Raw genomic sequence first — 21,818 nt, 5'->3', positions numbered from 1 at the left:
GATGCTTTTTCAAGCTCAACTGCTGAAATTTCGGACTACATTTCATGTTTGAATTAAAAAAATTAATCGCAACACTCCTTATGCCCCTACCTGCGTTGCTGATCATTGGTGTTATAGGATTATTGGTTTTATGGTTTAGCCGTAAAACGAAACTGGCTTCTGGGATTATCGCTTTCTCTTTTCTTGGCATTTTTGCGGTCTCTTTCCAGCCTGTTTCTACCAGCCTATTACGCCCTTTGGAGCAAGAACACCGCGCGTTTGTTGGCAGTTCAAAGCCTATCGATTTTATTATGGTGCTGGGTAATAGCCATGTGATCGATAAAACCTTTCCAATAACATCAGAGCTGTCACGCACTGCGTTAATGCGCCTTGCTGAAGGGATCCGTATTTACCGTATGTATCCGGGGTCAAAAATGATCTTATCGGGCTATAGCGGTGGTACAACAATCAGCCATGCTCGTATGCTAGCGAAAGTCGCTTTAGCGCTTGGGGTGAGTAAATCTGACATTTTGCTACTTGAAACAGCAAAAGATACGTGGGAAGAAGCACATCAAGCGGCTTCTGTAGTCGGTAGTAAGAATTTAGTGTTAGTAACATCGGCAAGCCATATGACACGTGCACTGAATGAGTTCCATCAGGCAGGCTTAGATCCTATCCCTGCACCAACCAATTTCATGGCAACCAATAAAATAAAACAACCTTGGGTTCGCTATGCGCCAAGTTCACAGTTCTTAAACCAAACAGAACGCTACTGGCATGAAAAACTAGGCATGTTATGGCAAGATCTTCGTGATTTCCTTGCGAATACAGATAAAAACAAGAGCGAAAAAAAAACCGAAGAGAATACTGACGCACTTACGGTAGCAGGCTAACTCACAGCTATAATCCAGTCACATTAACAACTTGGTTGTCTCCATTTTCTTAAGCCCAATGAGCGAAACTATCCGTTGCTTATTGGGCTTTTTTACATCTCAAATCCATATTAAAACCTTATTTATCATTTAATTAGCTATTAATGGTCAATCATTACGCCCCAACCACATATAACTAAAAGCTATATATAACTTCATTTTAAGCTAATAAAAGCCATAAAAAATGTATCTGAAATCCACATTAAAGAATATGATTCTTTCCAACACGAAACAGTAAATCGCTTAACATTTTCAGTTAAAAATTTAACAGATATCAGTTTAATTAACTGCGAATTATTGCTTTCAACTATAAATATACGAATAAATCAAAGGTTCGCAGTATGTACCAAATACTTAATTTAGCGATTTTTGCGCTACTTATTGCTTTACTTATTAAGCAGCAACGCACAGACAGTACACTTTCAAAACGCGTATTTACCGGCCTATTTTTAGGTGTCCTATTTGGTGCTTCTCTACAATGGTTTTATGATCCTGCTACCTCAGTAGTCAGCGATACGCTTGAGTATGTAAACATTGTTGGTGCTGGCTATGTGAGCTTACTGAAAATGATTGTGATGCCACTCATTATGGTATCTATCATTGGTGCAATCATTAAAGTGAAAGACTCTAGCTCACTGGGTAAGATCTCTTTCCTAACCATTGGTATTTTACTGGCAACCACTGCGGTGTCTGCTCTAATTGGTATCGCTATTACTAACGCCTTCGGTTTAAGTGCAGATGGTATTGTTGAAGGTGCACGTGAAATTGCTCGTGGTGAAGCGCTACAGACTCGCTTAGGCAGTATTGCCAATGTGTCGTTTGCCGACATGATTATTTCTTTCTTCCCATCTAACCCTTTTGCAGATCTTGCTGGTGCTCGCCCAACCTCAACCATTGCGGTGGTGATCTTCTCTGCGTTTATTGGTATGGCTGGTTTAACGGTTATCAAAACTAGCCCTGAGATTGGCGCAAGTTTCGAGAAGTTTATTCATGTAGCCCAAGAAATTGTACGTACCCTCGTTCGCATGGTGCTTAGCCTAACGCCTTACGGTGTATTGGCACTGATGACTAAGGTTGTTGCCGGCTCTAACTATGATGACATTCTTAGCTTACTGAACTTTGTTGTCGCTTCTTATATTGGTTTAGGTTTAATTCTGGTACTACACCTAGTGCTTGTGAGCTTTACTGGTGTTAACCCATTCCGTTTCTTTATGACGATCTTACCTGTACTGACGTTTGCGTTTACCTCACGCTCTAGCGCAGGCACGATCCCACTGAACATTGAAACGCAGGTTAAATCTCTAGGTAATGGTGATGCAGTAGCGAACTTCTCAGCCTCTTTCGGTGCAACTATGGGTCAAAATGGTTGTGCTGGTTTATACCCTGCGATGCTTGCAGTGATGATTGCTCCAACCGTTGGCATCAATCCATTAGATCCTAGCTTCATTGCATCATTAGTTGCGATTGTCACCGTAAGTTCATTTGGTATCGCTGGCATTGGTGGTGGTGCAACATTTGCTGCAATTATCGTACTTTCAACACTGGGGATGCCTGTGGCGTTAGCTGGCCTGCTAATTTCAATTGAACCTCTGATTGATATGGGGCGAACTGCAGTAAACGTAAGTGGTTCAATGACAGCAGGTACGATGACTTCTCGTATTCTAGGTCTAAACCAGTCCACTGATATTGATAACGAAAAACAACCAGAAGTAGTTAATAACAATATTTAATTTTTATACCCAAGTGACTTCAAGGTACTTGGGTATATTAAAGCTGTGAGTTTCTCTTATTAACGATGAGAAATTTCACAGCTTTTTTTATTTTTCAAAAATAAATCAAAGATTACTTTTTTAGTGAAATACATTTACTATACAAATTAAAAACAAATTTAATGATAAATAGTTAATTAATGTCTTCTATTTTATTCTTATTGCACAAAAGCAAATCACTTTATTCCCTTCCGCAATTTTAAATGCGTTAAAAACCACCACATACATGCTTTTATTAACAAATGAACACCTAACTAAAAGTGTGACACATATCACATTAAGTGCTCCATTTTAGGTTCAACTTAATAAGCATGAACTCCAACGAATTTATGAGTAACTTATTATGAGCATTAAAATTACAGCACGTGGTTTCGAACTTCCTGACTACCTAGAACAACACATTAAAGAAGCATTCTTCAAGTTTGATAAATTCAAAATTGCTTTCCAAAGCAAAGATGTATTTATGAAACTTGAGGAAGGCCGTAAGTTTACTGTTGAAATAGCAACTAAGTCTAACCTAGGTAAAATCGACGCTACTGGTGAAGCTAACGAGCTAATCGATGCATTCAACGAAGCATTTGATCGTCTAGAACGTCAAATCATCAAACATAAAGAAAAGCCACAAGCTCACCTAAGTGAAAAAGCACAAAAAGAGAAAGAAAACTTAATTAAGGAAGAAGACGAAACTTTAGCTAAGTTATAAATCATCTTGCCACTAAAAGCGGTCACTGTTTTTCATCCTTTATTTCGGTGATCGCTTTTACTTTATTCCAGCCTTATTGTTTATTTTCAATCTGACTTAAATAATCCAGTAATTTATTTCTTACCCAAATATGGGCTTGGCTTTTATTATGTCGGTTGTGCCACACCATTTTTTGCGAAATCGGTTTAACAGTAAAAGGCAGAGCTAATATATTTAAACCCAGTTTTTCTGCATATTTCTCCGCTAAACTACCAGCTGCAACTCCTAAACAATTACTTTCAGATACCATGGTCATCATAGAGAGTAGAGACTCACATTCGCAGCTTATCTGACGTTGTGAAATCGTATCTTCCGTAAAGTAATCTGCAGCGTACAATTCTGAACGTCTAATTTTTAACGTGATATGTTTTTCTGCGTAATACTGCTCTTGAGTTAACTGCTGATCTATTCGTGGATGTCCTTTTCGGCATATCGCAACAATATGATCGATGTAACACGGTTGTTGGTGGTATCCCGCAGTTGGATGTATTCCGACATCTATCGCTAAATCGGCTTTTTGTAAGCTTAATATTGAAAACAACTCATCTTCTTGCGGTGGTGTTAAGCCAAAGCAAATCTCACAATTGCCTAAACTGGTATCAGCTTCCACAAGCGGTTGAAGCAACTGCATCATAGGCTCATTGACTAATACGTGAAATGTCCGTTTCGCCTGTACATCGAAGCGATGAACGTTACTTAATCCCATCTCTATCTGCTGCAACGCTGGGTTCACCGATTCAGCTAATTGAATAGCTGTATACGTTGGCGATATGCCTCGCCCTTCTCGGACAAATAAATCTTTCCCCAGATATTGTTGCAAACGTTTGATTGCCCCACTGACGCCTGGCTGAGTTAACCCTAATGATTCTGCCGCTAACGTAATCGACTTGAGGTTATACACCTCGGTAAATATACGTAATAAGTTGAGATCGAATTTATCCGTCATAGTCACTCACAATACATAACTGATGCTTATGTTTTACATAACTTTCACTTTATATATCACGATGAGTTAGTTGCATAGAATGGCTTCATCGAGTTAAGACATTCATCTCAAACAAGTGGGTTTTACTATGAAAACATTACCAACTGCATCTAAATCTGTTCTTACATTAATTTTGGCAATGTCGTTTCCTACCGTTGCCGCGAACCATGATCACGACCATGTTAGCGGTGACTTAACCATTAATGGCAAGCCTGCTACAGAGCAAACCATTCAGGTCAATAAAGCACTGAGTAAACAATTAAATTGGGAAGACCGTGATGCGTTTGAGCGTAATAACAAAGGTTTGATCGTGCCGCTAGATGAAGCAAGCGCCAATATTATGCGTAATAGCTACGACTTTATTGAGCAAGACAATATTGCTGATTCCGTTAACCCTTCGCTGTATCGCCAAGCACAGGTCAATAACACCGCTGCAGGGTTATACCAAGTCAGTGATGATATTTATCAAGTTCGTGGCACTGATTTATCAAACATTACTTTTATTAAAGGTAAAACGGGTTGGATTGTTTACGACGTATTACTAACCAAGCAAGCCGCTGAAATATCAACAAAATTCTTTTTAGAAAATGTACCAAAAGGTGGCGATTTACCGATTGTGGCAATGATTTACTCTCATAGCCATGCTGATCACTTTGGTGGGGCTCGTGCGATTGCTGAGATGTTCCCTAATGTGAAGGTATATGGTCCACACAATATGACCAAAGAAACGGTAGATGAAAACGTACTGGCTGGTAATGCTATGTCACGTCGTGCCGCTTACCAATACGGTGCCACCTTAGGGGCTCATGAACACGGTATTGTTGACGCAGGCTTAGGTAAATCTATGTCGACCTACTCGCCAGAATATGGTGCTGGGGAAATCACTTATGTAAAACCTGATTACACCTTTAATAGTGACGGTAAATTTGAAACTTATGCAATTGATGGCGTTGAAATGATCTTCATTGATACTGCAGGTACAGAAGCCCCTGCTGGTATGGCGACCTTTATTCCATCAATGAATGCATTGTGGACAGGTGAAATGATGTATCACGGTATGCATAACATCTATACCTTACGTGGTGCTAAGGTGCGTGATTCATTGAAATGGTCTAAAGATATCAATGAGATGATCAATGCTTGGGGCGCAGATATTGATGTGCTGTTTGGCTCTCATTCATCACCTATTTGGGGTAATGATGAAGTCCTCGATTTCATGAAATTACAACGTGATAACTACGGGTTTGTTCATAATCAAACCCTACGTTTAGCAAACAATGGTGTCGTTATTCAAGATATTGGTGATGCGTTAATTGAAACCATTCCGACCAGTATTCAACAAGCTTGGCACACCAATGGCTATCACGGTTCATATAGCCATAACGCTAAAGCGGTCTACAACATGTACCTGGGTTACTTTGATATGAACCCAGCAAACTTAAACCCATTACCAACACAGCAAGAAGCCAATAAATTTGTTGATTACATGGGTGGCAGCGATGTGATCGTGAAAAAAGCACAAGCTGATTTCAATAAAGGGGAATACCGCTTTGTCGCCACTGTTTTAGATAAGGTTGTGAAAGCCGATCCTGAAAATAAAGATGCTCGCAAATTACTTGCTGATACTTATGAGCAATTAGGCTACCAGTCTGAAACCATGGGTTGGAGAAACACGTATTTAACAGGTGCGCAAGAGCTACGTATTGGTACTCAACCGGGTAATCCAAAAACCGCTTCTGCTGATGTGTTATCTGAAATGAGCATTGAAAACTTACTGGATTTCATGGCGGTGAAAGTAGATTCAACTATTGCCCAACACACACCATTTACCATGAATGTGATTGTGCCTGATCAAAATGAAGTGTTCTTCGTTGAGATATCGAACGGTAACTTAAACAATGGTTTGGTGAAACACCCAGTAGAAAATGCCGATGCAACACTGACAATTAACAAGTCTGATGTTACTCAAATGCTATTAGGTAAAGCAGATTTACCACAACTTATGGCAGATAAGACGGTATCTCTGAAAGGCGATAAAACAGTGCTTGCGAAGCTAAAAGCGGCCTCTGTTGAATTTAACCCAACGTTTGAAATCGTGCCTCGACCTGCAAAAGGTCAGGAAGTGGATGCCAACTTATATCACTAAGTTTACTTCGGTTAATTAAGTGCTCTCCCCTCGTTAGCCAGAGCTACCTCTGGCTAACAGCTTCATTTTGTCTTACTGCTTAAAATAGGTGTTCTCATGACTTCACGTTCACTTGCCCTTGTTGCTGCTTTCATTGCCGTTCCTTTTGCCTCCGCTTCTAGCTCAGAAGTACAAGATATGTCCGATCCACTCGCTGTTTACACTCAAGGTGGTGTGGGTATGTCGAACAACGGCTTAAATTTAAAAATGGGAAAATCTTACGACACTAAAGATCCCACCACCATGGCGATGAATATCTTTGAAATTAAAGGTTTTATGGGTGAACACATCACACATGATGGTGATGATTCGATTGATAGTATCCGTTTTCGTAATTTCCAACTAGATATGACTAACGGACGTGGTAGCCAAATCGACGTAAACTGGAATTTCGATAATAACCTAGGTAGCGCATCGTACAGTATGATCCAAGCACTGCCGAAATGGGGAGCACTACAGCTTTACCCTCTTGCAGGTTTAGGGATCACCGTAACAGATACGGCAAACATTGACTTCGTTGACGACAGCTTAGGTAGTATCGGATACGCGATCCCAAGCAGTTATGTGGTTGTGGGAACATACGCCAAAGTCGATGTGACTGATAAGATTTGGCTCAATTACAACCCGATGTATATCTCTACACTCAATAACAACGAATATATGTCTGATTTACTGGATGGTTTCCACCATGAAGCAGCGGTGAGTTATAAGCTAAATGATCGACAAACCATACGTACCTTTGCTAACTGGGATCATGATACCCAGTTTAAAAACGGTGATTTCAGATTAGAGTTTAATCATCAGTTTTAACCATTGTTAAACGCAAACCCATTTAACAGATAATAAAAAACCGAGCCTATTTGAGCTCGGTTTTTTCGTTCATGAAAGTATTCGTGATGATCAATTAACCAACAATAGCACGTACTTTTTCAAGATCTTCTGGCGTATCAACACCCGGCGCTGGCGCATCAATTGCCACATCAACGTGGATCTTCTCACCGTACCAAAGCACACGTAGTTGCTCTAGTGATTCAATTTGCTCTAACGCACTTGGTTCCCAATTGATGTAGGTTTTAATAAAACCTGCACGGTAGGCATAAATACCAATGTGACGTAGTAAATTGTGGTGAACGATACGTGGCTCTTTGGCAAAGTTGTCACGATCCCATGGAATCGATGCTCGGCTAAAGTACAGTGCATAACCGTCTTTATCGGTAACGACTTTTACCGCATTGGGATTAAACACTTCATCATGGTGATCAATTTCAACCGCCAATGTCGCCATAGGTGCATCTTTATGAGCAATGTTATCAGCCACTTGGCGAATAATGGTTTCAGGGATCAACGGTTCATCACCCTGCACATTCACCACAATGTGATCGTCTGCTAATTGGTATTTCTCAACCACTTCAGCAAGACGCTCTGTGCCTGATTCGTGATCTGCGCGAGTTAAACACACTTCACCACCAAAGCCTTTCACCACATCAACAATGCGTTGATCATCAGTTGCGACAATCACTTGATCCGCACCTGACTTCATCGCTTGTTCGTAAACCCATTGCACCATAGGTTTACCTGCGATATCTGCCAGTGGTTTACCCGGTAATCGTGTTGATTGGTAACGGGCAGGAATAACAACGGTAAATGTCATTATTATTTAACCTCGTCTGAGCTTAACGTACGAGCTTCTGGCTCTAGTAAAACTGGAATGCCATCATTAATAGGATAAGCTAAACGATCGAACTTACATACAAGCTCATTTTTTTCTTTATCGTAGTTCAGCTTGCCTTTACATACTGGACAAGCAACGATTTCAAGCAGACGGTGATCCATACGTTTCCTTTACCTCAATGATCCGTTTAATAATGTCTGTAGCCTGAGGCTGTGCGATATCTGCATCAACAGGAAGATACCACCAGTTTTCTTCAGCAAAGCCGTAACATTTTACGGCGTCTTTTTCAGTCATTACTAAATGCTGCCCTTGGTGGGCTAAATCTAACAATGTTTGTTTTTCAAATGCTTGGTGATCAGCAAACGGCTGACATAACACAGGTGTCACGCCTAATTGATTTAGGGTAGTAAAAAAGCGTGGTGGATGCCCAATCCCCGCCATTGCAACCACATCATTTAGGGTTGAAATTGCGCGGCGCTCACCTGTTTTGACATTAATTAAATCGGTCGGTACCAACTTCATCGCAGCTTCATTCGCTTGCGCAGTACCACCATTACAAATCAGAAAATCGACTTCGTTTAAACGCTGGCAAGTTTCACGTAATGGTCCTAGTGGTAATAAGTGTTCATTACCAAAACGACGTTGACCATCAATCACCACGATTTCAATGTCACGCTCAAGAGCATAATGCTGCAAACCATCATCGGTGATGATCACATCAACATTGTGTTCAAGTAGCATTTTCACCGCTTCACTGCGCTTTGGCGCAACAGCAACAGGCGCATTGGTGCGACGCTGAATAAGTACAGGTTCATCACCGGCAATATCTGTACTCGTTGTCGCTTCAACAAAGTACGGATAATGAGGTGCTTTACCACCGTAACCACGAGACACTACACCCGGTTTTAAACCTTGCGCTTGCAGTTGTTCTACTAGCCAAACCACAACGGGGGTTTTACCGTTACCACCTGCGGTAATATTACCAACTACCACAACAGGAATAGGCGCTTTATATGCTGCTTTTTTACCAGAAGCATATTGCTGACGTTTGTGTTGGCTGATCACGCCAAATAAGCGGCTTAACGGCCAGAACAAAGGCCAAAGTAGGATATAAAGAAACAGCATCCCCCCTTTAGGAGGATGCTGAAACCACATTTTTTCGATAAGTGATGCCATTAGTCACCAAACTGAATACGGTGAAGCTGGGCATACGCACCATCATGGCTGATAAGCTCTGCGTGAGTTCCACGTTCAACAATTTCACCGTCATCAACCACTAGGATCTGATCGGCATTTTCAATTGTTGATAGGCGGTGAGCAATCACCAGTACGGTACGATCTTTTTGCAGTTCATCTAATGCACTTTGAATTGCACGCTCAGATTCAGTATCCAGTGCTGATGTTGCTTCATCCAGAATAAGCACCGGCGCATTACGTAGCAATGCACGAGCAATCGCTAAACGCTGACGCTGACCACCTGATAAGCTCACACCATTCTCACCAATAACCGTATCTAAACCATTGTCCATGTCTTTGATAAAGTCCATCGCATAAGCTAGCTCTGCAGCACGTTCAATATCTTCACGGCTGTAAGCATCATGACTTGCATAAGCAATGTTGTTAGCAATAGTGTCATTAAATAGGTGAACGTTTTGCGAAACGACAGCAACTTGATCACGAAGATTCGCTAGTTTGTAGTCGCGAATTTCCACCCCATCAAGAGTTAACTCACCTGCATCAATGTCGTAGAAACGTGTCAGTAAGTTAGCGATGGTACTTTTACCTGAGCCGGAACGCCCTACCAATGCTAATGTTTTACCTGCTGGTAAATGAAAACTCACATCACGTAATGCTGGCGTATCTTTAGTTGGGTAAGTAAAAGTGACATTTTTCACTTCTACATCACCTTTAACGCGTTTAACTTCAACAGTTCCGTTGTCTTTTTCTGTTTCTAAATCCATCAATTCAAACAAGGTGTGACACGCAGCCATACCACGTTGGAACTGTGATGTTACGTTCGTTAATGCTTTTAAAGGACGCATTAAGCCAAACATTGCACCAAACACAACCGCAAATGTACCTGGTGTTAGTTCAGCACGTAGTGATGGTGTGTTTGCAAGAATAAGTACAACCACCAACGCAAGAGAAGCGATAACCTGAATAACTGGGTTCGCAATCGCCTGAGCTGATACCAACTTCATGGTTTGGCGACGCATTTGGTTACTTACGTTATCAAAACGCTGCTTTTCAACTTCTTGACCACCGTAGCTTAAAACAACTTTGTGACCTTTCAGCATTTGCTCAGCAGATGAGGTTACAGAGCCCATTGCATCTTGCATATTGCGTGAGATCTTACGAAAACGCTTCGATACCACACGAATACTGAAAGCAACAATAGGTGCGATCACGATCAGAATTGCCGATAGTTGCCAGCTATTCCAAAACATCAACGCCATAAGACCAATAATCGAGGCACCTTCACGGACAATACTGACTAACGCACTACTGGTTGCAGAAGCAACTTGTTCAGAGTCGTAGGTAATACGTGATAGCAATGCACCTGAAGATTCTTTATCAAAGAATGCAACTGGCATTTTCATGAAGTGTTGGAATAACTGACGACGTAGCGTCATTACAACGTTACCAGAAACCCAAGATAGGCAGTAAGTTGAAACAAAACCACTTACACCACGTAGGATCATTAAGCCAATTAAGTAGATTGGCATCATCGCGAGGAAATCTGAATCGATTTTATCGAAACCACCAAAGCTTTCATCAAGTAAAGGCTTGATCATAGAAAGCATCAGGGTATCACCGACAGCGTTAATAATAAGCGCAATTACCGCCACCGCTAAACCAGCTTTATAGATGCTGATATAAGGCCATAATCGCTTATAAGTATCTCTTGATGATTTTTCTGTTGATTGAGTCATGAAAACCAATTTATTTCTAATACAGTTTTTCTATTCTACCTCTAACTTGTCTCTCAACCAAATTTGTCACTCATCCTTTTGAAAAAATTGTCTTTTGCTTAAAAAAAAGACAATTAATCATTTAATATTATTGTTTTACTCAACAAGAAAGCGAAGAAGACACCTCTATAACCATTTAGGTCGATACCATTGCGTAGCTGTCGTACTGCGTTGCGTGCGTACCTGATAACTTTCGTTATCAACATCAATGGTGATCTGCCCTACTCTACCCGTTGATAACCATTGAATGTTTCGCTGCTGATATTTCTCTTTGACTGTTTGCGCAGGCAAATTCCACGAATTAAATACGCCTGTTGAAACCAAGGCTAATGAAGGCTTAACGTGATCAAGAAAGGTATTAGTAGAGGATGTTTTACTGCCATGATGTGGCACTAATAAAATGTCAGCTGTTAGTGTTGGGGCGAGTTTCACTAACATTAGCTCAGCGATGGCATCAATATCTCCTGTCAATAACAGAGATGGTCCTTGCCCGTTTTCTGCTTGTATACGAACAACACATGAATGTGGATTTCGTGCTCGACTCACCTGTTGTATCGGCCATTGCACGGTAAAACTCAGCCCTTGCCAAGACCATGATTGCCCTTTAATACAAGGAAAATACTCTTCGTCATTATAATTGCTGCTATAGCTATATTGCGGAGAAAATTTTTCAGAAATAAGCGCTTTGCCTCCTGCATGATCGCTATCATCGTGGCTGATCACCAAGTAGTCCAACTGCTTGATCCCCATATTTTCCAATACAGGTAAAATCGTACTTCCAGCAACCACACTTTCTTGCCAACGGTTACCTGTGTCATACAGTATCGCTCGTCCTGCTTTGTGTATGATCACCGCTAAACCATGACCAACATCGAGTACCATTACCTGCCACTGTGACGTCTTATTGTTAGGCTTTAGAATCCCCATTACAGATAGAAAAAGTAGCGAAATATAAAGCCATTTAAAACGTCGAAATGGCAATAATGTCGCGCCCAATACGATAATAACAACACACCATAAGACTGGCTGATATGACATTGATAACCCGTACCATGCCCCTTCCAGCCAAGCTATCCCCTCAACCACAGGCAACAACGACCAATTCGCACATTGCCATAAGATGCTGGATAAAGTAGGAAACCACAGTGTTATCACCGCCAATAACACTAGAGGAACAGTAATAAAACTAACCCAAGGTACTGCAAATAAGTTAGCAATAGGAGCAGCGATAGATATGCCGCCAAACCATAACCATTGAATAGGTAACATCAACACTAATAGCCAGCATTGAATTTTGACCAATTGAAGAAACGAAGCATGTAGATGTGTAGTTGAAAATCTGCTGTAAGGCATTTTTACTAATGGAAAATACCGTTGCCCAACACTAAATAAAACTAATACAGCAACAGCGTAAAACGACAACCAAAAAGAAGCGCTGTAAATAGCAAATGGAGCAAGTAATAAGCTCAATGACAGCGTCATTAACAGTACTTGCCAGTGCCGCCAATACGATCCCGTTGTCTTTAAACTGCCTATGATCAAACACATCAATAATGCTCGAATGGTTGGAATCGTTAATCCAGCTAACCAAGCATAGACCAATGCAACAGTTAACCCCATGATCATAGGTGTCCAAATAAATAGCGTTTTTTGCGGTAACAATAGCTTTAACTTTGCGCCAATCATCCACCCTAACAGCATGGCCAAAGCAATATGTAAGCCTGATATCGCTAACAAATGCGCAGTGCCGCTGTCTCTTAGCTTCATCCAATCGTCTTTATCTAATCCACTTCGCTCACCAAAAGCCAAGGCTAATAAATACGCTTGATAAGGCATGTTATTAGTAAGTTGCGTTACCCGATCAAATAACTGCTGTCGCCATGTTATATGTTGAGTAATAAGAACAGGAATGTTAGAACCGCTTACTCGAACGACTGCTCTTCCATGAATGTTTCGACTTACAGCGTGACGTTCGGCATCGAATCCTGCCTGATTGATCCTACCAACAATACGGCTTAATTTAACAGGTAATTGCCAGATCTGACCTTGCTTTAATACTGGCGCATCAGGCCACAAAATAAGTAAGCGATGCGAAGAAGATAAACTGATGTCAGCCTGATTTGAGGGTAAATATGCATCAATAACCTCTGCTTCGAAATACGTATTCGGTATATTTTCATTTAATACCGCACTAACTCGGACATTTATGGTAAGATTTGTCCGATTTAGCGGAACGTCATCAACCTTTTTAAGATATTGTTCGGCACTTAATGCCGCTAAGAAAGCACTTATTGAAAACCAAAATAAAAACTGGTTTCGACAATAATAATAAATAACAACACTGACTATTATCCCTGTCATATACCACCCGTAATGTGGAATAACAGATAAACCCAGCAGTGTATGAAAACCTATTGCGATACCTAATGCTATTTGTAACATACTGTTATCGCCATGTGATTAAATACTGATTATGCCTAGACATCTTATTAAAAAGTTCTTACCAAGCCACGAAGTGATTAAGCGCCAAAAAGCCCTTAAGATCTTTGGTAATGTGCTTTATAACCCGAACTTATGGTGTTTAAATCGCCGATCTGCATCGGGTGCATTTGCCGTTGGCTTATTCATGGCTTTCGTTCCGCTTCCTAGTCAAATGATCATGGCGGCAGGCTTGGCTATTCTCTTTGGTGTAAACCTTCCCCTATCCGTTGCTCTTGTATGGGTAAGTAACCCTGTTACCATGCCAGTGCTGTTTTATGGTGCGTATAAACTTGGTGCTTGGGTACTCAATAGCCCTAATGTGGGTTTCCACTTCGAGCTATCATGGGACTTCCTGTTAAACCAAATGAGCCAAATTGGTCCTCCATTTTTGCTAGGTTGCTTTATTTGTAGCGTGGTATCTGCCCTTATTGGCTACTTTGGTATTCGTGGCCTATGGCGTTACTCCGTTGTTCGTAGCTGGAATAAACGAAAAATTAGAATCGGCTCTGCCCGCCCATAGTATCTACAGCTATAAATACGAAAAAAGCCTCCAATGATGTGAGGCTTTTTTGTATCCGCTTACTTTTTTTAGAACCGAAAAACAGTCATTAGTAATATTCAGTTCTATTTTTCAACCATTTTTACTGTGACTTCAAGATCTACCCCTTCATGATATTATTTTAAAACGTTTTGTATTCAAAAACTTAAATTGCTAATTATCAGTAAAAATTTACTAGCCAATCAAACAATTAGGTCTAATATTAGACAAAACATCTTAATTTACTCTTTTGCGTTTAAGGGATACGTTATGGAAAACCCAGTAAGTTCTATGCTTAACAAAGGCTGGAAATGGTTCGTGATTGTTGGTGTTATCGTGGCATTAGCCGGGGTATTCGCTATCAGCCTACCTATTGCAGCAGGTATGACAATTACCACTATTGTCGGCACTATTTTCCTTGTGATCGGATTGGTGCAGGTTTACCACACTTTCAGTATTCCAGATTGGAAAACCAAAACCTGGTATGTGATCAGTGCATTATTCTACTTACTAGGTGGTTTATTTATTTTAGGTCAACCTTTCATTGGCTTAGTGACTATCACTGTATTAATGATTGCAACCATGATTTTTAACGGCGTAACGCGTATGTTGTTTGGCTTTAATAGTCGTAAGCACCTTGCTGGCTGGCGTTGGATTGTATTCAGTGGCTTGATTTCAACCGCAATCGGTATCTACTTCTTTAGTTTGATGAATAATCCTGAATTCTCAATGTCTCTACTAGGGATCTTTGTCGGCGTATCACTACTCTTTGAAGGGTTCAGCTTTATCTTCATTGGTACACAAATGAAGAAAGTTATTCGAAACATGTAAAAATAAAAACATAAACTAGCCTATTGCCTCAACATTGGAATGTTGGGGCTTTTTTACACTTAAAAGAACATCTTGCTCGCAATATTTATACACAACTAATCATTTGCTTTTCAATGTGATTTCAGTACTAATAAGTGCGTGAATTAACTTGAGTTGGTTAGAGATAAAATGCGCTGTTCTCAACTGCTATATATTCTTACTCTATTACTATGCAGTGCTTTCTTTAGCCATCGTGTTTCAGCAAATATTGAACACATTGATGCCCATAGTTATTTTGAATCGTCTTCAATCTCATATAATGCAGATCTTGGGCTGTTAACAACGCCCCAACGCTACCGTTTTCCCTCACCAACGATTAAACTAGCGCCCTTGTATCACGAGCGTGAACATTTTCTTGCTTTGTTACAGCAAAAGAGTAATGTCTTTTTAACTTACGCTCTGATACCTATAGAAAAATCGTGTTTAAAACGCAAGAACCTTTTGTCTCTCGCCAATTTTCAATTTCGTTTTACACATAGTCGGAATTTGCTGTTTTCATAACATCAAACCAATTCATTTTTCTATTTTATTTACAAGGACACATAGATGCTTGATTCATTTGTATCTATTTTTTCTGCGCTCTGGCACCAAGATTTTGTCGCATTACAAAACCCAGAAAGCATGGTGATGATTTATGTCTGCGTGACATTTGTTATCTGGTTAGAAAGTGCATTTTTACCGGCAGCACCGCTACCTTGCGATAGCATCGTGATCTTAGCTGGTACATTAGGTGCAATGGGGATCATTGATTTTAAATTAGTGGTCTTCTTACTGATTGTGGCATCAGCTATTGGCAGTTGGCTCGCTTACTTACAAGGTCGCTGGCTGGATCATTTACCAAAAGTGAAAGGCTGGGTGAATATGGTACCACCGCACAGGATGCAAACTGTCGATAACTTGCTGATCCGTCATGGTGTGATAGCTCTGTTTGTAGCACGTTTTATTCCTGTAGTGCGCCCTTTGCTACCTTTAATGATGGGCTTCCGTGTTAAAAGTCAGTCCCACTTTTTCCGTTTTGCTTGGCTAAGTGCGACAGCTTGGGTATTACTACTTACAGGTTTAGGCTATTTATTAACTTTACTACCTGAAAAAATCGCTAAAGTAGCGACTATGATTTTAATGGTTGCACCGTTTGTTACTCTGGCAATTGCCATTGTTAGCCTTTCAAGTAGTTGGATTATAAAGCGCGTTAAAAAACGTAACGCATTGTCTTAAACAGTTTCAATAAGCCATATAAATAGAGTCTGCTTCTATCACTATTATGTGAAGCAGGCTCTTTTTTATATCTGCTTTCCTATCAACCGCTTTATTCCCAACTAACGTCCTCTCGATATATTATTTGTCATTACATAACAAAGTCACTGTTACATAGCGACGAGTCCTCCACTTAAATGGAAAGCTCCCATATGTTTGGGAGGTCCAGTATTCAGTGGAATTTAGACGTAAAAAAACCCGCACATGGCGGGTTTTTATCACATCGTAATACTTGTTTAAACTTAGAAGTAGAAACGAGTACCGAATACGATGTTTGTTAGGCTGTTCTTAAGATCTGCACCGTTGTATGAATCACCTTCGAAGATCTTATCTGTTGCAATGCTGTAGTTAACTTCAGATGTGATAGCAACATTAGGGTTAATAAAGTACTTAACACCAGCAGAAACTTTAGCGTTTGCACCCCAGTTGCTGTCAGCGCCTTCGTTACTTAGAGATAGACCACCAACTTCAACAGCAGCACCTACGTAAGGAACCCAGTTAGTAGAGTTTACGAAGTTGTATTCAGTAAACACACCTAATTGACCGCTAATTGAATCGTTTTCATCTTGAGCGCGAACAGTAGCAGTACCACCCACTTCCCAGTTGTCTTTTACGAAAGTACCGTAAGTACCGTTAAGATCTGCATGCCAACCGCTGCCTAGTTTAGCGTTACCTTGAACACCGATCTCTTGAGTACCAGCTGGAAGTTGAACTGCTGCTTGTGCTGCTACTGGAGCTAGAACAGATAGAGCCACTAGAAGGCTTAGTGCATTCTTTTTCATTATATTTCCTAATTGTTTTTACTTTTAAACAAGTCGTCTACTTAAATGCAGTTCCTTTACTTAGTTACTTAAAGAGAAGTAACAATCCGTATAACGACAACTTGTATCCATAAATCAGTGGCGACAAAATTAGCACGCAGTTTCATGACTGTTAAATGAAACAACTTAATTAATTTCCAAATGAACACCATTCACAATTTATAAGTAAAAAAGTTCAATTTTTCAGTTGAACAACACCACCAAAGATTAAAAAACAACCAAAAAGGTAAATAAAAACACACACTAAAAAATAAAATAAAAATAAAATTCACAAAAAACTGTAAAACAAAGGATATTTTTTATATTGCGGTATAAATTAAAATCAAAACCGCCGTAAAAGCATCAATATTAGTTAACTATTTAATATGCTTTTATTTTATCTTATTTTAAAGCGGTAGAATGAAGCACTAATTAAAGCCTAATGCTAAAAGTGATAAGTAATTAACCGCTTTACACTCAGTATCAACCTCACGCTAGGTTGTTTTTTATACAGGCCAGCAGTCATATTTAAAGAGTATCGCCTTTTAATATCCTTCAGCTTAGCTAAATACTATTGTTGTAATACAAAAAGACCCGCACGAAGCGGGCCTTTTAAACCTGATTTCACTTCGTTTAGAAGTAGAAACGAGTACCAAATACGATGTTTGTTAAACTATCTTTCGCTTTATCGCCAGAGAACTCAATATCATCAGTAGCGATGTTGTAGTTCACTTCACCTGTCAATGCTACGTTTGGATTGATAAAGTATTTAACACCAGCAGCTAACTTAACGTTAAGTGCCCAAGAACTACCATCTTTACCAATGTTACCTTCAGAACCATCTTCTTCATTGTAAGTTAGGCCTGCAAGCTGTGTAGCTGCACCAACGTAAGGAACCCAGTTAGTTGAGTTCACGAAGTTATATTCGGTAAACACACCAATTTTACCAGTAAATGCATCATTTGCATCTTGTGCATGAATAGAAGTTGTACCACCCACTTCCCAGTTATCTTGCACAAAGTAACCGTAAGAACCTGTTAGGTTTACATCCCAGCCACTGCCTAATTTCGCTTTACCATAAATACCAATTTCTTGCGTACCTTCTGGTAGTTGAACCGCAGCTTGCGCTGCCACAGGTGCTAAAACAGACAGTGCTACAAGTAAGCCAAGTGCATTCTTTTTCATTTTTATTCCTAAATTGTTAACGTCATTCCCTAAAAATTACTTATTGAACTAATCGAAAGTAAAAAAGCACGATTACTTACAATGTACTCAACAAGCTGTGGGAAGAAAATTAGCACAATTTATAAAACATACTAAATAATTCCTTTTAAATATGAATAACGATCACAGTATTCACTATAAAAATACAATTAAATTTGAATATTCAAATATATAGACTCGAGTAAACATAGGTATAAAAAAAACGGAGCCTTAAAAAGACTCCGTTCATAACAATGATATTGAGCTGTTACTTTGCGCTTAACACACGCGCTGGCTGCAAATTACTTGCCCTGCGTGCTGGGTACCACGTCGCAATCAAGCTTAATAAAATAGCAGTAACGGAAACAATAATTACATCTTGATACGCTAATTGCGTTGGCAAGAAGTCGATAAAGTAGATATCACCCGATAAAAAGTGATGACCAATGATCTTCTCAATCACACGAACAATATGAGTCAAATTAACGGCCAATAAACAGCCCATAATAGAGCCCAGTACACTACCTAATACGCCAGATAATACACCATGCCATATAAAGATCGATTTCACTAAACGATCACTTGCACCCATAGTACGTAAAATCGCGATATCAGAAGCACGATCTTTTACTGCCATCATCAATGTAGAAACGATATTAAAGCATGCAACGCCGATAACCAGTACCATAACGAGGTACATGATTGTGCGAACCAACTGAATATCACGGTACATATAACCGTATTGCTGCGTCCAACTTTTCAGGTACACATAAACAGGCAGAGTATTACCCACTTCTTTAACAATACGCTGAGCTTCAAGCACTTTATCAACATTAATTTGAATACCAGAAACACCGCTTCCCATATCCATGTATTTTTGTGCATCCGCCAGTGGAACAATCGCTAATTTATGATCGATTTCGCCACCTAACGCAAGAATACCTGCTACCTGTAAACGAATACGATGTGGAGCACGAAGTTTATTCATTTCAGGATCAGAGTTAGGGATCATAGCTGTAACCCAATCCCCTACTTTTAGATCAAGCTTTTGTGCCACACCTTGACCTAGAATCACCTCTTTTTTACCTGCACTGAATTTACTCCACGCATTATTTTTCACGTAACGAGGTAATTCACTGACTTTTAATTGTTCTTTCGGGTTAACGCCACGAACGCCAACCGCTTTAAGTTTGGTGCCTTTTTCAAGCAATGCCGTAAATTCAACATAAGGTGCTGCGGCAGTTACATCTGGGTGCTTTTCAATTTGTTTAACTAACGGCTGCCAATCATTTAATGGTGGTTCCACCGCTTGTAACTCACCATGCGGGATCACCGATAGCACACGTGTTTCCAATTCACGTTCAAAACCGTTCATTGCCGATAAACCAACAATGATCACCGCAACACCTACAGCAATCCCTAACATGGATGACATTGAAATAAATGACACCATACGGTTACGTTTTTTAGAACGGTTAAAACGGCTACCTATATATAAAGAGAGAGGGCGAAACATTAAGCCTCCACCACAACTTGTGATAACACGCCATCTTGCATGTGCATACAGCGATCAAGCTTACTTGCTAATTCACTATCGTGAGTAACCACTAAAAATGCCGTACCTGATTCAGCATTCAACTTGCGCATCAAATCATAAATCTCTAGTGCTGTTTTATGATCAAGATTACCCGTTGGTTCATCTGCAAGCACAATAGATGGGTTATTCACTAACGCACGAGCAATGGCAACACGTTGACGCTCACCACCACTTAACTCTGATGGACGGTGATCATGACGATGACTTAATCCCACCATTGAAAGCATATCTTGTGCACGAGTTTTAGCTTCTCCAACATGTACACCAGCAATTAACAATGGCATTGCCACGTTTTCAACTGCAGTAAAGTCTGCAAGTAGGTGGTGAAACTGATACACAAAACCAATCTCTTGATTACGGATTTTCGCTTGCTTATTGGCACTTAAGGTATCTAAACGCTGTCCCTTAAAGAAAACTTCACCGTCGGTTGGTTCATCCAACGCGCCTAAAATGTGCAGTAAAGTACTCTTACCTGAACCTGATGAACCGACAATTGCCACTAACTCATTATCAGCAATATCTAAATTCACTTGTTTTAAAACTTCTGTCTCAAATTGCCCTTCTTTATAGGTTTTACAAAGTTGATGACAAGATAACAACGCATTATTCATAACGAAGAGCCTCAGCAGGACGGACAGCGGCCGCACGATAAGAAGGAAAAACAGTCGCTAATAAGCTCAAGCTAATAGCCCCTAAAATAACCAATAGAATTTGTAGTGGTTCAATTACCGATGGTAACGTGCCGCCAATGGAAGCTAAATCGACACCCAATACGGAAAGAATACTATTTAAATTATGTGCCATTAATGCGCCAAACAAGCCGCCGAGTAGTGCCCCAATTACACCACTACTTGCGCCTTGAACCATAAAGATCGTTAACACTTGGCGATGTGTCATCCCTTGTGTTTTTAAAATAGCGACTTCAGATTGCTTCTCCATCACCACCATGACTAAAGCAGAGATAATATTAAATGCTGCCACACCAATGATCAGACCTAGCATTAACCCCATCATGTTCTTTTCCATCTTAACCGCTTGGAAAAGCTCACCACGTTGGTCGCGCCAGTCAGACCATGTCCAACCTTTTGGTAATTTCTCTTTCAGTTCAGGAACGGTAAACGGATCATCAAGGTATAAACGCCAACCGGTCATTTGATCGAGTTTATAGCGCAGCAATCGGCCGGCATCTGAAATATTCGTGTACACCAATTGCTGATCAACATCAGAACCCGTGTCATAAATACCAGCCACTTCAAAATTACGTTGGCTCGGCATACGACCAAGCGGCGTGAATTGGCTCGCACTGGTTACCATTAAGCGAATTTTATCACCTGGTTGTACCCCAAGAGATACCGCCATAGCTTGGCCAATAATCACTTTAAAACTGCCCGGTGTTAGCGACGATAAGCTCCCCACCATTAGATGTTTGGCAATCGGCTCATATTGGTTAGGTTCAATACCAATCATAGTGCCCGCTGTAATAGAACTTGCACTTTGAATGATTGCTTCACCACGGGTAATAGCGGTTACATTTACGACATGAGGTAATTTTCTTAAGACTTCAGGTGCATTTTCTGAGAGCGGTACACGCCCATCAGCACTTGATACAACCGCTTGCGGTAACACGCCTAAAATTCGACCTTTTAATTGGTCTTCAAAACCATTCATCACTGACATAACGGTAATCAGTGCCATTACACCAATCGTAATACCTGCGGTAGACATGTAGGAGACGAAGCGACTAAAGCGATCGCCCGATCGACCACGCAAGTAACGTAAGCCGATGAAAAAAGAAACTGGATGAAACATAGGATAGAGAAACCACTCCTTTATTGGGTT

19 protein-coding genes are annotated in these 21,818 nt (G+C 40.3%); 8 read left to right on the top strand and 11 right to left on the bottom strand.

Translation table 11 applies throughout. The features are described 5' to 3' along the window. Positions 1 to 44 precede the first annotated feature (44 nt). The 3 genes from elyC (at position 45) to hpf (ending at position 3,383) form a co-directional block, all read left to right on the top strand. Positions 45 to 872 (top strand): envelope biogenesis factor ElyC, encoded by an 828-nt coding sequence (gene elyC / locus Q7657_RS14985; RefSeq protein WP_107165097.1) that lies wholly within the window; start codon positions 45 to 47, stop codon positions 870 to 872. Between the two features lie 380 nt (positions 873 to 1,252). Further along, complete coding sequence (locus tag Q7657_RS14980; protein ID WP_107165096.1) at positions 1,253 to 2,641, top strand: L-cystine transporter; 1,389 nt, start codon at positions 1,253 to 1,255, stop codon at positions 2,639 to 2,641. A 382-nt stretch (positions 2,642 to 3,023) separates the two neighbouring features. Then, a complete protein-coding gene (gene hpf, locus Q7657_RS14975) occupies positions 3,024 to 3,383 on the top strand; it encodes a ribosome hibernation-promoting factor, HPF/YfiA family (RefSeq protein WP_008986789.1) in 360 nt (119 codons plus the stop codon). 73 nt (positions 3,384 to 3,456) lie between these two features. On the opposite strand, the gene Q7657_RS14970 is transcribed toward hpf, so the two are convergent. Further along, positions 3,457 to 4,374, bottom strand: coding sequence for a LysR family transcriptional regulator (locus Q7657_RS14970; protein ID WP_219908786.1), 918 nt, complete (start codon positions 4,372 to 4,374; stop codon positions 3,457 to 3,459). Positions 4,375 to 4,495: 121 nt separating this feature from the next. Between Q7657_RS14970 and Q7657_RS14965 the strand changes: the two genes are divergently transcribed. Together Q7657_RS14965 and Q7657_RS14960 are read left to right on the top strand one after the other, a co-directional pair. After that, a complete protein-coding gene (locus Q7657_RS14965) occupies positions 4,496 to 6,553 on the top strand; it encodes an alkyl/aryl-sulfatase (protein ID WP_107165094.1) in 2,058 nt (685 codons plus the stop codon). Between the two features lie 96 nt (positions 6,554 to 6,649). After that, complete coding sequence (locus Q7657_RS14960) at positions 6,650 to 7,402, top strand: hypothetical protein (RefSeq protein WP_258178207.1); 753 nt, start codon at positions 6,650 to 6,652, stop codon at positions 7,400 to 7,402. A 94-nt stretch (positions 7,403 to 7,496) separates the two neighbouring features. On the opposite strand, the gene kdsB is transcribed toward Q7657_RS14960, so the two are convergent. From kdsB to Q7657_RS14935, 5 genes are all read right to left on the bottom strand, one after another. Further along, the gene (kdsB, locus tag Q7657_RS14955) at positions 7,497 to 8,243 is read right to left on the bottom strand and encodes a 3-deoxy-manno-octulosonate cytidylyltransferase (protein WP_107165093.1); all 747 of its coding nucleotides are present in this window, start codon (positions 8,241 to 8,243) and stop codon (positions 7,497 to 7,499) included. Positions 8,244 to 8,245: 2 nt separating this feature from the next. Next, positions 8,246 to 8,425, bottom strand: coding sequence for a Trm112 family protein (locus Q7657_RS14950; protein ID WP_008986784.1), 180 nt, complete (start codon positions 8,423 to 8,425; stop codon positions 8,246 to 8,248). Next, positions 8,406 to 9,440, bottom strand: a complete 1,035-nt coding sequence (gene lpxK / locus Q7657_RS14945; RefSeq protein WP_107165092.1) for a tetraacyldisaccharide 4'-kinase — start codon at positions 9,438 to 9,440, stop codon at positions 8,406 to 8,408. The genes Q7657_RS14950 and lpxK overlap by 20 nt, the downstream gene beginning before the upstream one ends. Then, on the bottom strand, positions 9,440 to 11,197 hold the full coding sequence (msbA, locus tag Q7657_RS14940; protein WP_107165091.1) for a lipid A ABC transporter ATP-binding protein/permease MsbA: 1,758 nt from the start codon (positions 11,195 to 11,197) through the stop codon (positions 9,440 to 9,442). Before msbA ends, lpxK begins: the two co-directional genes overlap by 1 nt. A 165-nt stretch (positions 11,198 to 11,362) precedes the next feature. Next, the gene (locus Q7657_RS14935) at positions 11,363 to 13,678 is read right to left on the bottom strand and encodes a DNA internalization-related competence protein ComEC/Rec2 (protein WP_107165090.1); all 2,316 of its coding nucleotides are present in this window, start codon (positions 13,676 to 13,678) and stop codon (positions 11,363 to 11,365) included. A 31-nt stretch (positions 13,679 to 13,709) separates the two neighbouring features. On the opposite strand from Q7657_RS14935, the gene Q7657_RS14930 reads away from it, so the two are divergent. The 3 genes from Q7657_RS14930 to Q7657_RS14920 all read left to right on the top strand — a co-directional run bounded on the left by Q7657_RS14930 (position 13,710) and on the right by Q7657_RS14920 (position 16,340). Further along, positions 13,710 to 14,237 carry a DUF2062 domain-containing protein gene (locus Q7657_RS14930; RefSeq protein WP_053988271.1) on the top strand — a complete coding sequence of 176 codons (528 nt, stop codon included), beginning with the start codon at positions 13,710 to 13,712 and terminating at the stop codon, positions 14,235 to 14,237. A 288-nt stretch (positions 14,238 to 14,525) separates the two neighbouring features. Then, on the top strand, positions 14,526 to 15,086 hold the full coding sequence (locus Q7657_RS14925) for an HdeD family acid-resistance protein (protein ID WP_053988272.1): 561 nt from the start codon (positions 14,526 to 14,528) through the stop codon (positions 15,084 to 15,086). Between the two features lie 585 nt (positions 15,087 to 15,671). Continuing rightward, positions 15,672 to 16,340 (top strand): DedA family protein, encoded by a 669-nt coding sequence (locus tag Q7657_RS14920; protein WP_053988273.1) that lies wholly within the window; start codon positions 15,672 to 15,674, stop codon positions 16,338 to 16,340. 281 nt (positions 16,341 to 16,621) lie between these two features. Here the strand turns inward: Q7657_RS14920 and Q7657_RS14915 are convergent, their stop codons facing one another. From Q7657_RS14915 to lolC, 5 genes are all read right to left on the bottom strand, one after another. Continuing rightward, complete coding sequence (locus Q7657_RS14915) at positions 16,622 to 17,161, bottom strand: outer membrane protein (RefSeq protein ID WP_107165089.1); 540 nt, start codon at positions 17,159 to 17,161, stop codon at positions 16,622 to 16,624. Between the two features lie 651 nt (positions 17,162 to 17,812). Beyond that, positions 17,813 to 18,364, bottom strand: a complete 552-nt coding sequence (locus Q7657_RS14910) for an outer membrane beta-barrel protein (protein ID WP_107165088.1) — start codon at positions 18,362 to 18,364, stop codon at positions 17,813 to 17,815. Between the two features lie 286 nt (positions 18,365 to 18,650). Beyond that, positions 18,651 to 19,898 (bottom strand): lipoprotein-releasing ABC transporter permease subunit LolE, encoded by a 1,248-nt coding sequence (gene lolE / locus Q7657_RS14905; protein ID WP_053988275.1) that lies wholly within the window; start codon positions 19,896 to 19,898, stop codon positions 18,651 to 18,653. Further along, complete coding sequence (lolD, locus tag Q7657_RS14900) at positions 19,898 to 20,590, bottom strand: lipoprotein-releasing ABC transporter ATP-binding protein LolD (RefSeq protein ID WP_107165087.1); 693 nt, start codon at positions 20,588 to 20,590, stop codon at positions 19,898 to 19,900. The genes lolE and lolD overlap by 1 nt, the downstream gene beginning before the upstream one ends. After that, entirely contained in the window at positions 20,583 to 21,788 is a 1,206-nt protein-coding gene (gene lolC, locus Q7657_RS14895) for a lipoprotein-releasing ABC transporter permease subunit LolC (protein WP_053988277.1), read from the bottom strand. The genes lolD and lolC overlap by 8 nt, the downstream gene beginning before the upstream one ends. Positions 21,789 to 21,818 lie beyond the last annotated feature (30 nt).

Origin of the sequence: Candidatus Photobacterium acropomis (assembly GCF_030685555.1) — a bacterium.
In the GTDB taxonomy this organism is placed as follows: domain Bacteria; phylum Pseudomonadota; class Gammaproteobacteria; order Enterobacterales; family Vibrionaceae; genus Photobacterium; species Photobacterium lucens.
This window is presented reverse-complemented; position numbering and strand designations above follow the sequence as displayed.